This window comes from Variovorax sp. 3319 (assembly GCF_031456585.1).
GTDB lineage: Bacteria > Pseudomonadota > Gammaproteobacteria > Burkholderiales > Burkholderiaceae_C > Variovorax > Variovorax paradoxus_P.
In genome coordinates, this window is sequence record NZ_JAVDUZ010000008.1 from 267905 (window position 1) to 281332 (window position 13428).

Annotated in this window: 17 protein-coding genes; 14 read left to right on the top strand and 3 right to left on the bottom strand. The window is 66.1% G+C overall.

Annotated elements, in window-relative coordinates; genetic code table 11:
* Positions 1–51: 51 nt before the first annotated feature.
* The 5 genes from J2X67_RS17900 (at position 52) to J2X67_RS17920 (ending at position 3754) form a co-directional block, all read left to right on the top strand.
* Positions 52–1041: a 2Fe-2S iron-sulfur cluster-binding protein gene (locus J2X67_RS17900; protein ID WP_309954875.1), complete on the top strand. Its 990-nt coding sequence runs from the start codon at positions 52–54 to the stop codon at positions 1039–1041.
* A 37-nt stretch (positions 1042–1078) separates the two neighbouring features.
* Entirely contained in the window at positions 1079–2338 is a 1260-nt protein-coding gene (locus tag J2X67_RS17905; protein WP_309954877.1) for an aromatic ring-hydroxylating dioxygenase subunit alpha, read from the top strand.
* Positions 2335–2814 carry an aromatic-ring-hydroxylating dioxygenase subunit beta gene (locus tag J2X67_RS17910; protein ID WP_309954879.1) on the top strand — a complete coding sequence of 160 codons (480 nt, stop codon included), beginning with the start codon at positions 2335–2337 and terminating at the stop codon, positions 2812–2814. The genes J2X67_RS17905 and J2X67_RS17910 overlap by 4 nt, the downstream gene beginning before the upstream one ends.
* Before the next feature lie 27 nt (positions 2815–2841).
* On the top strand, positions 2842–3162 hold the full coding sequence (locus J2X67_RS17915; protein ID WP_309954881.1) for a non-heme iron oxygenase ferredoxin subunit: 321 nt from the start codon (positions 2842–2844) through the stop codon (positions 3160–3162).
* A gap of 100 nt (positions 3163–3262) precedes the next feature.
* Positions 3263–3754 carry a RidA family protein gene (locus tag J2X67_RS17920; protein WP_309954883.1) on the top strand — a complete coding sequence of 164 codons (492 nt, stop codon included), beginning with the start codon at positions 3263–3265 and terminating at the stop codon, positions 3752–3754.
* A 4-nt stretch (positions 3755–3758) separates the two neighbouring features.
* On the opposite strand, the gene J2X67_RS17925 is transcribed toward J2X67_RS17920, so the two are convergent.
* Positions 3759–4847: a DUF72 domain-containing protein gene (locus J2X67_RS17925; RefSeq protein ID WP_309954884.1), complete on the bottom strand. Its 1089-nt coding sequence runs from the start codon at positions 4845–4847 to the stop codon at positions 3759–3761.
* A gap of 62 nt (positions 4848–4909) precedes the next feature.
* Here J2X67_RS17925 and J2X67_RS17930 point away from each other — a divergent pair, with 62 nt between their 5' ends.
* The 8 genes from J2X67_RS17930 to J2X67_RS17965 all read left to right on the top strand — a co-directional run bounded on the left by J2X67_RS17930 (position 4910) and on the right by J2X67_RS17965 (position 11404).
* Entirely contained in the window at positions 4910–6409 is a 1500-nt protein-coding gene (locus J2X67_RS17930; protein WP_309954886.1) for an ATP-binding protein, read from the top strand.
* Positions 6406–7062, top strand: coding sequence for a response regulator (locus J2X67_RS17935; RefSeq protein WP_309954888.1), 657 nt, complete (start codon positions 6406–6408; stop codon positions 7060–7062). The genes J2X67_RS17930 and J2X67_RS17935 overlap by 4 nt, the downstream gene beginning before the upstream one ends.
* A gap of 136 nt (positions 7063–7198) precedes the next feature.
* Positions 7199–7702, top strand: coding sequence for a heme-binding protein (locus J2X67_RS17940; protein ID WP_309954890.1), 504 nt, complete (start codon positions 7199–7201; stop codon positions 7700–7702).
* Positions 7702–8400 (top strand): ankyrin repeat domain-containing protein, encoded by a 699-nt coding sequence (locus tag J2X67_RS17945; RefSeq protein WP_309954892.1) that lies wholly within the window; start codon positions 7702–7704, stop codon positions 8398–8400. Before J2X67_RS17940 ends, J2X67_RS17945 begins: the two co-directional genes overlap by 1 nt.
* A gap of 45 nt (positions 8401–8445) precedes the next feature.
* Positions 8446–9090, top strand: a complete 645-nt coding sequence (locus J2X67_RS17950) for an FMN-binding negative transcriptional regulator (RefSeq protein ID WP_309954894.1) — start codon at positions 8446–8448, stop codon at positions 9088–9090.
* Between the two features lies 1 nt (position 9091).
* Positions 9092–9337 carry a hypothetical protein gene (locus tag J2X67_RS17955; protein ID WP_309954896.1) on the top strand — a complete coding sequence of 82 codons (246 nt, stop codon included), beginning with the start codon at positions 9092–9094 and terminating at the stop codon, positions 9335–9337.
* Positions 9327–10445 carry a tRNA adenosine(34) deaminase TadA gene (gene tadA / locus J2X67_RS17960; protein WP_309954898.1) on the top strand — a complete coding sequence of 373 codons (1119 nt, stop codon included), beginning with the start codon at positions 9327–9329 and terminating at the stop codon, positions 10443–10445. The genes J2X67_RS17955 and tadA overlap by 11 nt, the downstream gene beginning before the upstream one ends.
* Entirely contained in the window at positions 10442–11404 is a 963-nt protein-coding gene (locus J2X67_RS17965; RefSeq protein ID WP_309954900.1) for an LD-carboxypeptidase, read from the top strand. The genes tadA and J2X67_RS17965 overlap by 4 nt, the downstream gene beginning before the upstream one ends.
* Positions 11405–11424: 20 nt before the next feature.
* On the opposite strand, the gene J2X67_RS17970 is transcribed toward J2X67_RS17965, so the two are convergent.
* Positions 11425–11667, bottom strand: a complete 243-nt coding sequence (locus tag J2X67_RS17970; protein WP_309954901.1) for a hypothetical protein — start codon at positions 11665–11667, stop codon at positions 11425–11427.
* 394 nt (positions 11668–12061) lie between these two features.
* Between J2X67_RS17970 and J2X67_RS17975 the strand changes: the two genes are divergently transcribed.
* Positions 12062–13009, top strand: a complete 948-nt coding sequence (locus J2X67_RS17975; protein WP_309954903.1) for an adenylate/guanylate cyclase domain-containing protein — start codon at positions 12062–12064, stop codon at positions 13007–13009.
* A 4-nt stretch (positions 13010–13013) separates the two neighbouring features.
* Here the strand turns inward: J2X67_RS17975 and J2X67_RS17980 are convergent, their stop codons facing one another.
* The gene (locus tag J2X67_RS17980) at positions 13014–13373 is read right to left on the bottom strand and encodes a response regulator (RefSeq protein WP_309954905.1); all 360 of its coding nucleotides are present in this window, start codon (positions 13371–13373) and stop codon (positions 13014–13016) included.
* Positions 13374–13428: the final 55 nt, after the last annotated feature.

Here is a 13428-nt window from a genome sequence, read left to right on the forward strand (position 1 = left end):
CCGCCCCAGAGACATGCCGGCCCAGCAAGCCGACGCACACAAAAGCCCACGATGGACCTGCACATTCACCCCATTGCCCGCACACTCGATGTCCGTCCCGGTGCGAACCTGCTGGAAGTGCTGCGCGAGCACCATGTGCCGGTGTCCTACAGCTGCCTGTCGGGCCGCTGCGGCACCTGCCGCTGCAAGGTGGTGTCGGGCCAGGTGCTCGACGCCGGGCAAGACGCGATCCGCCCCGACGGGCAGGGCGAGCGCTATGTGCTGGCCTGCCAAAGCACGCTGACCGAAAGCTGCGCCATCGAAATTCCGGAGCCCGACGAGGTGGTGGTGCACCCGGCGCGCATTCTCAAGGCGACCGTGACCGGCATCGACGTACTCACGCACGACATCCGCCGCCTGCGGCTCAGGCCGAACAAGCCGCTCGAGTTTTCACCGGGCCAGTACGCGCAACTGCAGTTCGCGCCTGACCTGGCGCGGCCCTATTCGATGGCGGGGCTCAGCCGCGATGCGGAGCTTGAATTTCATATACGCAAGGTGCCCGGCGGCCGCGTTACCTCGCACATCTTCGAGCAGCTGCGTGTGGGCGATGCGGTGCGGGTAAGCGGTCCCCTGGGCACGGCTTACCTGCGCACCAGGCACCGCGGGCCGATGCTCTGCGCGGCCGGTGGAACGGGGCTCGCGCCGATTCTCTCCATCGTTCGCGGCGCCATCCAGGCCGACCTGATGCAGCCGATTCACCTGTACCTTGGCGTGCGATCGGGCGCAGACGTGTATGGGCTGGCCGAGCTCACTGAACTGCAAGCGCGGCATCCGGGCCTCAAGGTGCACGTGGTGGTCGTTACCGGCCCCGCGCGTGCGAACCACCGCCAAGGGCTCATTACCGACGCCATACGCGCCGACTGGCCCGGCGGCCTCGAAGGCTGGCGTGCCTACCTCTGCGGCTCGCCGCCGATGGTCGAAGCCGTGACACAACTGGTGCATGCGCGCGGCCTTGCACCCGAGCAGACCCATGCCGATGCCTTCTACCTGCAAGGCACCTGAAGAACAGAGACGGACAGACAAGAAAAGGAGACCTGCGATGAGCACCCAAGAGGTATTTCCCGTCGAACTGCGATGGGAGAGCGATAAGACCAGCCGCATTCCCTTCATGGCCTACACCGACGAGGCATTGCACAAGAAGGAGCTGCAGCGCTTCTTCTACGAAAAGCATTGGTGCTACGTGGGGCTGGAAGCCGAGATCCCGAACCCCGGAGATTTCAAGCGCACGGCCATCGGCGAGCGTTCCGTGGTCATGTCCCGCGACGAAGCGGGGGCCATTCACGTGTTCGAGAACGTCTGCGCGCATCGCGGCATGCAGTTCTGCCGTGAGCGCCACGGCAACAAGAAAGAATTCGTCTGTCCGTATCACCAGTGGAACTACACGCTGAAGGGCGACCTGCAAGGCGTGCCGTTCCGCCGCGGCGTGAAGCAGGAGGGCAAGGTCAACGGCGGCATGCCGGCAGACTTCAAGACCGAAGAACACGGTCTCAACAAGCTCAAGGTCGCTTCGCGCGGCGGCGTGGTGTTCGCATCGTTCGACCACGACATCGAATGTTTCGAGGACTTTCTCGGCCCCGACATCCTCGGCTACTTCGATCGCCTGTTCGATGGCCGCAAGCTCACCATCCTCGGCTACAGCCGCCAGCGCATACCGGGCAACTGGAAGCTGATGCAGGAGAACATCAAGGACCCGTACCACCCAGGCCTCTTGCACACCTGGTTCGTCACCTTCGGGCTCTGGCGCGCGGACAACAAGTCGGAGCTCAAGATGGATTCGCACGGCCGCCACGCCGCGATGATTTCCACCCGCGGCAGCGCCGGCAAGGCCGCGCAGGTCACGCAGGTATCCAGCTTCAAGGAAAGCATGCAGCTGAAGGACCCGCGCTTTCTGGACATCGTGCCCGAGCCCTGGTGGAACGGGCCCACCGCGGTAATGATGACGCTCTTCCCGAGCCTCATCCTGCAGCAGCAGGTCAACAGCGTGTCCACGCGCCACATACAACCCGTGGGGCACGATGCCTTCGATTTTGTCTGGACGCACTTCGGCTTTGAAGACGACACCGACGAGATGACGCAGCGGCGCCTGCGCCAGGCCAACCTGTTCGGGCCCGCCGGTTTTGTCTCCGCCGATGACGGCGAGGTGATCGAGTTTTCGCAGCAAGGCTTCGAGCAGAAGCCGTATCACCGCACGCTGGCCGAGCTCGGCGGCCGCGAGGTCGAGAACACCGACCACATGGTCACCGAAACGCTGATTCGCGGCATGTACCGCTACTGGCGCCAGGTGATGGAGGCGGCATGAACCTCGACGCCAGCACCTACCTCGAACTGTCGCGGCTCTACGCAGCGTATGCGCATGCCGTCGATTCGGGGCAATGGGACCTGTGGCCGGCGTTCTTCGTCGAGCAGTGCAGCTACAGGCTGCAGCCGCGCGAGAACCACGAGCGCGGCCTGCCGCTTGCCACGCTGTCTTTCGAGAGCAGGGGCATGCTCGAAGACCGGGTCTACGGAATCAAGGAAACGCTGTTTCACGACCCGTACTACCAGCGCCACGTAGTGGGCCTGCCGCTGGTGCACAAGGTCGATGCCGACGGCACGATTCACAGCGAAGCCAACTATGCGGTGTTTCGCACCAAGCTCGACCAGGCATCGACCGTGTTCAACGTCGGCCGCTACATCGACACGGTGGTACCGACCCCTGACGGGCTGAAGTTCGCGTCGCGCCTCTGCGTGTTCGACAGCGAAATGATCCCCAATTCCATCATCTATCCCATCTGAGCACCCGGGATTCGAAGGCATTCACCTATGACCACAGTGACATGGATCGACGCCGCGGCGGTTGAAGATGTTCCCGCCGACGACGTGATCGGCATCGACGTGCAGGGCCGGGACATTGCCCTCTACGGTACCGAAGACGGCATACACGCCACCGACAACATCTGCACGCACGGCCATGCCCGGCTGTGCGACGGCTTTCTGGAGGGGTACGAAATCGAATGCCCGCTGCACCAGGGCCGCTTCGACGTGCGCACCGGCAAGGCAATGTGCGCTCCGCTCACCGAAGACCTGCGCAGCTACCCGGTAAGGATCGAAGGCGGGCGGGTGTACCTGGCTATCGGGCAGTAGGCGCCCTGCAGGCCTTCTGTTGTGCATCGGGTCAGCGCAATCTGTATCTGTTCTGTCGAACGTGGATGGCGACAATGAAACCATCGTTCATGGAAACCATATGACTGCCCAAACCCGAGACCAGATTGCCGACCGCATCGCCTCCGAACTGGGCCACAGCTTCGAAGGCGAGCTTGTTGCCGGCGGCAACTACATACCTGTCGTGCGCGACGGAAGCACCCTCTACACCAGCGGCCAGGTACCGCGCGTGGGAACCACTGTGGTCGTTACAGGCCGCGTGGGCGACCAGGTGTCGCTGGCCAAAGCCCGCGAAGCTGCGCAGATCTGCGCCTTGCGCTGCCTGGCGTTGTTGCGGCACGCGCTTGGCTCGCTGGACGAAATCGGCAAGGTGCTTCGCGTGGGTGTCTTTGTGCAATGCACCGCCGACTTCACGCAGCAGAGCGAAGTGGCCGATGCGGCGTCGGAACTTTTGCACCGCGTGTTCGGCGATGCCGGCGTGCACGTGCGCACGGCGGTCGGCGTGTATGCGCTGCCCAAGAACGCAAGCGTGGAGCTCGAGATGACAGTGGCGGCCAAGCGCGCCGCCAACTGACGCGCTAGCGCTTCTGCAGGTTGACGATGTCTCGCGCCAGCGAGGCAATCGTGAGCGGCGCGCAGCCTTCGGCGTTGTTGCTTACGGTGACGTAGGCGTTATGACCCGCGCCCGTCGTGCCCGCAATCACCTTGGCCAATACCGCGCGGGTTTCCGGATCGGGATCGACGATCTTGTCGAAAGGCCCATAGAGCTTTTCTGCATCTTCATAGCCGAAGCGGCCGTGGCGGCGGTGCAGGTTCCAGCGGCACACCAGCGGGCCGGGCCACAGCGCGCGCAACATCGGCAACTGCTCTTCGATGGGCGGCATCTTGGCGTGCAGGCCCATGCAGAAGGTGGCGCCCGTGCTGCGCAGCATGTCGACGAAAGCGGGGCACAGCAGCTGTGGGTCGCGCACTTCAACGGCAATGACCGCGTCAGGCGCTATCGGCTGCAAGCCCGGCAAGGCCTCCAGCATGTCGCCGATGCGGGTGAGCAGCGCCGGCTGGTCGGCCAGCAGCTGCGATGGTATGGGGCTCAACTGGAACACCAGCGCGCCGATCCGGTGGCCGAGGCCCTCCAGGGCCGGCTGCACAAACTCCTGGATGGCAATTTCACTGTTCAGGAACACCGGGTTCACCTGGGTGCCGCGGCCGCTCTCGTCGCGTACGGTGGCGTCTGTCACCAGGCTCGGCGCCTTCACCACAAAGCGAAAGTCGTCCGGCACCATGGCCGCATAGCGCGCATATTGGCTTGCCGTGAGCGCGCGATAGAAGTTGCGGTCCAGGCTCACCGTGCGAAACAGCGGGTGCTGCGCCAGCGCGGAGAGTCCATTCCTGGAGAGCACCGTTTCGGCGTACTCGCCGTCCCACACCAGGTTGGTCCATCCCGGGTAGCTCCATGAAGAGGTGCCGAGCCGTAGGCCGGGAGGGAGCGCCGCGGCCAGATCGATGAGTGCGGGGTCGGGGGGCACCGCCGCCACGGTGCCGCCGCGGGGCTTCTTCTTTGGAGGCGGCTCGTCCTCGGGTTCTTTCAGCGCGGGTGATGGCGTCGGCGACTGTGCCTCGGGCGGGCGCGGAAGATCGGGAAAAAGAGAGTCCTGGAGTTCAGCCATGTCTGAGGCCGCATTCTCGGCCAACAACTGCCGGCCTTGCCGCGCCGGGCACAATCCGCGCCATGAAACAGTGGTTGCGTATGCGGGTTGGATGGTGGCTGGCGTGGCTGGCCCTCACTGCCGTGGGCGGTGTGTGGCTTGCGCGCGCAGAGCTGGCCCGGCTGCAGCAGGGCTTCGAGGGCGACGTGCGCATTGCGCACCGGCTCATGAGCCAGCAGATGGTGCAGTACGACGCAGTGCTGGCCACGCTGGCGCTGCTCGAAACCGGCAGCGGCGCTGAGCGACCGGAGCAGCGGCTGTCATCGGTCTATCCATCCATCTTGCGCGTGCAACGGCGCGAAGGCGACCAACCCTGGCCCGACGAGAAACAGGCAGCTGCCTTGGCCGCGGCAGAAGCGAGTTCGCGCAGCCAGCGCCGCGCCGAACTTGCCGCGGTCGATCTCGCTCAAGGCCGCTACCAACTCGTGATCGGCGCCACGCCTACAAGCTACGCGCTCGAAATCGATCTTGCCGGCTCGGTGCCCTGGCGCGACTGGCCCATGAACCCCAAGCAAAGCCCGGTGCGGGTGACCCTGCAGCGCGGCGCACAGCAGTTCGTCCTGCAGCCGGGGCAAACTGTGGATGCCGGCGCGCACGGCTGGCGCTTCAGCCTTACCAAGCCGCTGGCATCGCCAAGCCAGCCTTTCGACGTGGTGGCCGAGCGCCACGTGGGCTGGGCCGAATTGCCATGGCGCGCCATTGGCGGCTGGGCCGTGGCGGTCGCGCTGCTGCTGGCGGGGCTGTGGACCGCCCAGCGGCAGCGGATTGCCAGGCGACGGGCTGAAGAGCTGTTGAGGCTCGGCCAGGTGGCCCGGCTCAACGCGCTGGGCGAACTTTCGGCTGGACTCGCGCATGAGCTGAACCAGCCGCTCACCGCGGTGCTGGCCAATGCACAGGCTGCGCGGCGGCTGCTGGACGACGACCCGCCCGAGCTGGCCGCCGCGCGCGACGCAATGGGCCAGGCCGTGGAGCAGGCACGCCGCGCGGCCGGCGTAGTAGGGCGCCTTCGCCGCGTGATCGAGCGCCCCGAAGCGGGCGGCGACGTGAAGCCGCTGGTGCTGCAAGAGGTGGTACGCAGCGCCATGCACCTGCTGGCGCCGGAGTTCGCGCAACGCGGTGTTGCCGCACAGTTCGACGCCACCGCGCAGGCGCCGGTTCGGGTGCAGGCCGAAGCCGTGGCACTCGAGCAGATCGTGCACAACCTGCTCATGAATGCGTTGCAGGCGCTCGACCTGGTGCCCCAGTCGGAGCGCCGGCTTGCTGTTTCAGTCGGGCGCAATGGCCAGGAAGGCGTGTTGACCGTGACCGACAACGGCCGCGGCATTTCGCCCGAGGCCATGCCGCGCCTTTTCGAACCCTTCTTCAGCACGCGTGAAGGCGGCCTGGGCCTTGGCCTGAGCCTGAGTGAAACGTTGGCAAGCGGCATGGGCGGCAGCCTGAGCGCGGCCAATGCAACGCCGCGAGGCGCGCGCTTTACGTTGCTGCTGCCGCTGGTGGCGGCATCTAGCGGGCGGGCCGCATGAACACCACGGCGTCGAATCTGCAGCAAACGCAGCAGCTGCCGCAATCGCCGCTCGTTCATCTCATCGACGACGACCAGGCGGTGCGCGACAGCCTTTCGCTCCTGATCGGCACGGTCGGCCTGAGGGTGCAGGGCTGGGCCGATCCGCAGGCCTTCATCGACGGCTTCGACCGCGCGAGCATCGGCGCCATCGTGCTCGACGTGCGCATGCCCGGCATCAGCGGGCTCACCGTGCTCGACCGGCTGGTGGCGCAAGGCGTCGACCAGCCCGTGATCATGCTCACGGGCCATGGCACCGTCGAAATGTGCCGCCGCGCCTTCAAGGCCGGCGCGGCCGAGTTCCTCGAGAAGCCCGTAGACGACGAGCAACTGCTCGAAGCCCTGCAGCATGCCGTGCGCCAGCATGTGCGCTCGCGCGAACGCGCCCAGGCCGACAACGCCGCGCGCGAACGGGTCGCGCAGCTGTCGGAGCGCGAGCGCGAGGTGCTCGCCTTCATCGTGCAGGGCCTGACCAACAAGGAAATTGCGCGCGTGCTCGCGCTCTCGCCCCGCACGGTCGAGACGCACCGCGCCAACCTGTTTGCCAAGCTCGAGTGCGACTCGCTCGCGCAGCTGATCCGGCGCTACGCCGTGCTGGTGGCCGGGGACGCCTGAGCCTGGCTGCTCCGTAGTTCTACGGAGCGTCGGGCGTAGCCGTACGAATGGCCTCGGCGGCCCTTGTTTTCTACAGTGGCGCAGCTGTCGGCAACGTGCTGGCGCAACCCCCTGCATCCACTGGAGAAATCGAAAAATGCGTTCTACCCTTCGCCTTGGCGGCCTCGCCATCTTGCTTGCCGCTTCTGCCGCACAGGCCCAGACCACCGCACCCGCAGTGCGCACCGAAAAGAACATTTCGCTCGCCCTGGCCAACCAGATCGCGGCCGAGGCCGTGGCTGCATGCGCCGCAAACGGCTACAACGTGGCCGCTACTGTGGTCGACCGCGCCGGCACCGTGCGTGCCGTGCAGCGCGCCGACAACGCCGGCCCGCACACGCTGGCATCGAGCGAACGCAAGGCCTGGACCTCGGCATCGGCCAAGAACGCGACGCAGGCCATGATGGAAGGCTCGCAGAAGAACCCGGCCGGCGCCAACCTGGTCTACCTGCCTGGCGTGCTGCTGCTTGGCGGCGGCGTGCCGGTGAAGTCCGGCAACGACGTGATCGGCGCCGTCGGCGTGGGCGGTGCCCCCGGCGGCCATCTGGACGAGCAGTGCGCCAATGCCGCGCTGGAAAAGGTCAAGGGCCTGCTGGGTTGATGATGATGCGCGGCATCCGGCCCTTGACGCTGGCAGTTGTGCTCGGCGCGGGCGCAATGCTTGGTGCCGAGGCCCAGGTGCCGCCGCAAACGGCCGAGGTGCAGGCTTACGCCGGCCTGCACCGGGCCGCATGGTTTGGCGACCTGCCCAAGCTCAAGAGCCTGATCGCCTCGGGCACCAACCTCGATGCACGCGACGCGCGAGGCCGCACGCCCTTGCACGTTGCCGCCCATGCGCGGCAGCGCGAAGCGGTAACGCTTCTCGCCAAGGCCGGTGCGAACCTGGATGCGCTCGAAGACGATCGCTACGACGCGGTAACCATCGCGTCGGTGGCCGACGACGTTCCCACGCTCGCGCTGCTGCTGTCGCTTGGCGCCAGTGCCCGGCAGGTGACGAGCCGCTATGACGGCACCGCACTCATCGCCGCAGCGCACCTGGGCCATGACGAGGTGGTACGCCAGCTGATTGCCGCCGGCGCGCCGCTCGACCATGTCAACAACCTGCACTGGACGGCGGCGATCGAAGCCGTCGTGCTCGGCGACGGCGGTCCGCGCCACCAGCGCACCCTTGCCGCGCTGGTCGGTGCCGGTGCCAACCTGCAGCTGGCCGACCGGCAAGGCAATACGCCGCTCCAGCTTGCCAAGGCCCGCGGCTACACGGCAATGGCCAGTCTGCTGGAGGCGCAGCGCCCCAGATAGGGACAGCTCGGGGACAATCGGGCCTCTCCACGAGGAAACCGCCCCATGTACATGCCCCCGCAGTTCAACGCCAAGGATCCGGCCATCGCGCTGGAACTGATGCGTGCGCATCCGTTCGCAAGCCTGATCTCCAACGACGACGAGGGCTTGCCCTTTGTCACGCACCTGCCGCTGGTGGCCGAGCAGCGGGAGGGCGACCAGCTCGTGCTGCTCGGCCATTGCGCCAAGCCCAACCCGCACTGGCGCTACCTGCAGGCGCGGCCGCAAGCGGTCGTCACTTTCATGGGGCCGCATTCGTATCTCTCGCCTTCGGTCTACCCCGACCTTGCACGCGTGCCCACCTGGAACTATCTTGCGGTGCATTGCACCGTGGAAGCCCGGCTTATCGAAGAACCGGGCGCCAAGGATGCGCTGCTCAAGAAGCTCATCGGCGACCATGAGCCCGCCTATGCGCAGCAGTGGCGCGACCTGGGCGAGGAGTTCCAGCTCAAGATGCTTGCCGGCATCGTCGGCTTTGAAATGCGCGTAACTGCGCTGCAGTGCAAGCTCAAGCTCAACCAGCACCGGCGCGAATCGCATGCCGCCATGCGCGCCGTCTACAGCGCCGGCACGCCGGACGAGAAGGCGCTCGCGGTGTGGATGGATCGCCTTGGCATGACGGCCGAAGCTCCGGCGGCGCAGGGAAGCTGACATGCGCATGTTCGGAATGCTCGGCCTGGTGCTGGCGCTGGTGATCGTCGGCCTGCTTGCCAGGAAGCAGCTGACCGCCACCGCAAACCCGGCATTGCCGGCGGTACCCGGCGCTGCCTCGCCCGCGCCGGGCGAGGCGCCGGCCAATGCGCCCGCACAGGTGCAGCAGGTGCAGCAGGTGCAGACCCAGGTCAAGGAAGCGCTCGACGCCGCGGCGCAAGCGCGCAAGATGCCGGATGACAACTGAGCCCCTACAGCCTTTGCATACAGGCGACGCACACTGGATGGCGCTGGCGCTGGCCGAGGCGCGCCGTGCTGCCGAGGCCGGCGAAGTGCCCGTAGGTGCAGTGCTGGTGAAGAACGGACAACTCATTGCCACCGGCCGCAATACGCCGGTGGCGCTGCACGACCCGAGCGCGCACGCCGAAATCAACGCGCTGCGTTCCGCGGCCGTCGCGCTCGGCAACTACCGGCTCGACGGCTGCGAGCTTTTCGTCACCCTCGAGCCGTGCGCCATGTGCGCGGGTGCCATGCTGCATGCACGGCTCGCGCGCGTGGTGTTCGGCGCGGCCGACCCCAAGACCGGGGCGGCCGGTTCGGTGGTCGATCTTTTTGCCGAGCCGCGGCTCAACCATCGCACCCGCGTGCAGGGCGGCGTGCTCGCCGCCGAATGCAGCGCCGTGCTTCAAGGTTTTTTCAAGGAGCGGCGCGATGCGGCGCGCGAGCAGGTCGAGCCCTTGCGCGACGACGCACTGCGCACGCCGCCCGGGCGCTTCGATGCGCTCGAGCGCTACGCGTTCGAGCCGCACTACGTGCACGACCTGCCCAGCCTGCGAGGCTGGCGCATGCACTACATCGACGAAGGCGAAGGCCGGAACGATGCGCAGGCGGCCTGTTGTCTTTGCCTGCACGGCCCGGGCGAGTGGGGCTACTTCTTTCGCCATCTGGCGGGAGCGCCGGGGCTGCGCACGCTGGTGCCCGACCTCATCGGCTTCGGCAAGAGCGACAAGCCCAAGCGCGAAACGGTGCACACGCCCGAATGGCACTGCCAGGTGTTGACCGAATGGCTCGACCGCATGCAGCCCCGGCCGATGGTGCTGGTGCACAGCGCCGCGGGCGCGGGGCTCGCGGCGTTGCTGCAGGCTGCACGGCCCATGCGGTTCGCGGCCGTGCTTCTTGCCCCCGATGGCGGCGAACGCATCGGCGATGCGTGGCGCGCGCCGTTCCCGGACCGCGGCTACCAGGCCGCGCTGCGTGCGCTCGGCCCCATCGCGTCGTCATCGGGGCCGAGTACCGAGCAGGCCGCGTCGCTCGCACAAGAGGCCCGCAACGCAATGGGATACTCGGCGGCGTGACCAAACACATCTACATCTATTCCCCCTCCAGCGCGATTCGCGACAAGGCCGCCTTTCGCCGCGGCGTGAAAAGACTCAAGGCCCTGGGCTATGAAGTCGAAGTCGACGAGGCCGCACTTGCCGTGCACCAGCGCTTTGCGGGCGATGACGCGACACGCCTTGCGTCGATCAGCCGTGCCGCAGCCAGCGGCGCCGACATTGCATTGATTGCGCGCGGCGGCTACGGCCTTACGCGCATCCTCGACGCGATTCCGTACAAGGCCGTTGCCAAGGCGATCCAGCGCGGAACCGAATTCGTGGGACTGAGCGACTTCACCGCCTTGCAGAATGCGCTGCTCGTCAAGACCGGTGCCGTTACCTGGGCCGGCCCGGCAGTCGGCGAAGACTTTGGCGCCGAAGGCGGTGCCGACGACATCATGGAAGCGTGCTTCGACGATCTGGTGAGCGGGCAGGGCGAAGGCACCGGCTGGCGCATGCCGGTGCGCGACACCGGGCTGAAGCTCAAGCCCGTGCACGACGCCACCCTGTGGGGCGGCAACCTTTGCGTGCTGACCAGCCTGCTCGGCACACCTTATTTCCCGCAGGTGGAAAAAGGCGTGCTCTTCATCGAGGACACCAACGAGCATCCGTACCGCGTCGAGCGCATGCTCGACCAGCTGCGCATGGCCGGCGTGCTCGCAAAGCAGCGCGCCATCGTGTTTGGCCAGTTCACCGGCATGCGCAAGGTGCCGGGCTACGACCGCGGCTTTGGCTTCGAATCAGTGGTCGACCGGTTGCGCGCGACGCTCAAGGTGCCGGTGCTTACGGGGCTGCCCTTTGGGCATGTGCAAACCAAGGTGCTGCTGCCCGTGGGCGCCAAGGTGGAGCTGGCGGCAGAGGGCCGTGACGTCTTCATGGTCTGGGGCCATCGGCATGCCCACGGCCACGATGCGCATCACGCGCACGACCACGCGCATTGAGCAACGGAATGCCGGCGCCGTTATTGGTGCTGCGTAAAGCGTTGGTGCGCGCGCGGGCTCATCGAGCCCGGCAGGCCGCCTTCGAACATGCTGTTGATGGCCTTCATCTGGCGGCGGGCGGCGGCTTCGCCGTCAATGGCGCTCAGTGCAACCATCACGTCCTGGCGCAAATACCAGAGCGACTCCACGTCGGCCGCAAACCTGACCCGCTGCGCAATGCGCTGTACCGAATGGCCCCCGTGCGCCTGCAGCACAGACAGCATGGCCGAGCGGATTCTTCCCAACTGGTTTTCTCCCATCCGGGGAGACCCGAGACCGGGAATTCCGAAGAAGCGAAGAAAGCGACGAAAAGTCAGCATGAGGACTAAAAGCGTATTGCCTGAAGCAAGGACGGTTGATACCTTAAGCCTCAGCCCGACGATTAACAAGTTCTGAAACACTGTTTCTTGTTTGCAAACAACACACTTTACGATTCATTTAAAAAGGTCGTTGGTGTTTGACTACGAAAGTTGTAAAAATAAATGTCATCGTGCGGACCGTCGTACAAGTTCAGCACACAGAAATGGGGTTAACAGGCTCGTCCCGCACGTCGATTCGTCAGCAGGCCGTTAATGTGTGGGCATCGGCAACTGTTGCCTCCGAGTTCTTCCCAACAGCATGGATGTGAATTCCACCGTCGTTTTTGCCGACCTGACAGGAAGCTCCCGGGTTTTCGAAGCCATGGGGAACGCGCGCGCCACCGAGACGGTGACGCGGCTCACCCAATGGATCGGCAGCATCTGCCAGGCGCACAACGGCAGGGTGGTCAAGTCGCTGGGCGACGGGGTGTTCGCCATCTTCTCGAATGCGGCCGCGGCCACGCACGCGGTCATCGAACTGCAGCGCTACCACCAGAAGCGCCTGGTGGCCTGGCCGGCCCCGCTGCGCATGGCGTTGCAAATTGGCGTGGCGAGCGGCGAAGTGCTCGAGGTCGAGGGCGACTGTTTCGGCGACGCGGTCAACCTGGCCTCGCGGCTGAGCGACCTGGCCGGGCCGGGCCAGATCTGGGCCACCGACGCCGTGATTGCGCAGTTGCGCGAAGTCGGCGTGCGGCACCGCGACCTTGGCCTCATCACGATTCGCGGCCGAAGCGAAATGTCGGCCGTCCACCGCATCGACTGGCAAGAGGAGGTGACTTCGTTCCTGACGGTGCCGGCGGCGCTCATGCCCATGCGCATACCCGATTCATCGTTCGGCCAGATCGAGCTTGCCTGGCTCGACGTGCGCTCCATGTTTCGCACCGAAGAGCTGCCGATTCACCTGGGCCGGGTAAACGACGCGCAGTTCGTGGTCAACGACCCACGCGTTTCACGGCTGCATGCGCGCATCGAGCTGCGCCAGGGTAGCTGCGTGCTGACCGATCTCAGCACCTACGGCACGTGGGTGCGGTTTCATGGCAACGGCGGGCCGAGCAACGAGATTGCGCTGCGGCGCGAGGAATGCGTCTTGCACGGCAGCGGCGAGATCGGCCTGGGCGCATCGCTGAGCGACTTCACCGCCCCCACCATCGCGTTCAAGACGGCCGGCAACGAAATGCTGCTGTCGCCGGGCACCGCACGGCGCTGAAAAACTATTGCGGCGCTGAAAGAATTGCGGCGAGCTGGCCGAAGTCGATCGGCTTTTGAAGATGGTGGTCGAACAGGTCCCGCGCCGAGGCGCCGGCTGCGTCCTCCACCGAAAAGCCCGAAATGGCAACCAGCAGCCGCGGGGCGCCTTCCGAGGCTTCGGAGCGCAGCCTCCGCGCCACCTCGGAACCCGGAAAATCGGGCAGGGTAAGGTCGATGAGCGCCGCATCGAAGTGCTCCGCCTTGGCCGCGTCCATGGCCTGCTGCGCGGTGTAGGTGCAGCGGGCGGTATGGTCCTGCAGAGTCAGCAGTTCCTGCAGCAGGTCGGCCGCGGCCTGGTTGTCGTCGACGATCAGCACATTCACGGTGGCACGCTTTCAATCAGCTAGGGCGAATTTCACAGTATCCGGGCCAATCGCA

Bases quoted from the DNA above. Each gene is read 5' to 3' on its own strand.
- J2X67_RS17900 (WP_309954875.1), top strand. From the start codon at position 52: ATGGACCTGCACATTCACCCCATTGCCCGCACACTCGATGTCCGTCCC.
- J2X67_RS17905 (WP_309954877.1), top strand. From the start codon at position 1,079: ATGAGCACCCAAGAGGTATTTCCCGTCGAACTGCGATGGGAGAGCGAT.
- J2X67_RS17910 (WP_309954879.1), top strand. From the start codon at position 2,335: ATGAACCTCGACGCCAGCACCTACCTCGAACTGTCGCGGCTCTACGCA.
- J2X67_RS17915 (WP_309954881.1), top strand. From the start codon at position 2,842: ATGACCACAGTGACATGGATCGACGCCGCGGCGGTTGAAGATGTTCCC.
- J2X67_RS17920 (WP_309954883.1), top strand. From the start codon at position 3,263: ATGACTGCCCAAACCCGAGACCAGATTGCCGACCGCATCGCCTCCGAA.
- J2X67_RS17925 (WP_309954884.1), bottom strand. From the start codon at position 4,847: ATGGCTGAACTCCAGGACTCTCTTTTTCCCGATCTTCCGCGCCCGCCC.
- J2X67_RS17930 (WP_309954886.1), top strand. From the start codon at position 4,910: ATGAAACAGTGGTTGCGTATGCGGGTTGGATGGTGGCTGGCGTGGCTG.
- J2X67_RS17935 (WP_309954888.1), top strand. From the start codon at position 6,406: ATGAACACCACGGCGTCGAATCTGCAGCAAACGCAGCAGCTGCCGCAA.
- J2X67_RS17940 (WP_309954890.1), top strand. From the start codon at position 7,199: ATGCGTTCTACCCTTCGCCTTGGCGGCCTCGCCATCTTGCTTGCCGCT.
- J2X67_RS17945 (WP_309954892.1), top strand. From the start codon at position 7,702: ATGATGATGCGCGGCATCCGGCCCTTGACGCTGGCAGTTGTGCTCGGC.
- J2X67_RS17950 (WP_309954894.1), top strand. From the start codon at position 8,446: ATGTACATGCCCCCGCAGTTCAACGCCAAGGATCCGGCCATCGCGCTG.
- J2X67_RS17955 (WP_309954896.1), top strand. From the start codon at position 9,092: ATGCGCATGTTCGGAATGCTCGGCCTGGTGCTGGCGCTGGTGATCGTC.
- tadA (WP_309954898.1), top strand. From the start codon at position 9,327: ATGACAACTGAGCCCCTACAGCCTTTGCATACAGGCGACGCACACTGG.
- J2X67_RS17970 (WP_309954901.1), bottom strand. From the start codon at position 11,667: ATGCTGTCTGTGCTGCAGGCGCACGGGGGCCATTCGGTACAGCGCATT.
- J2X67_RS17975 (WP_309954903.1), top strand. From the start codon at position 12,062: ATGGATGTGAATTCCACCGTCGTTTTTGCCGACCTGACAGGAAGCTCC.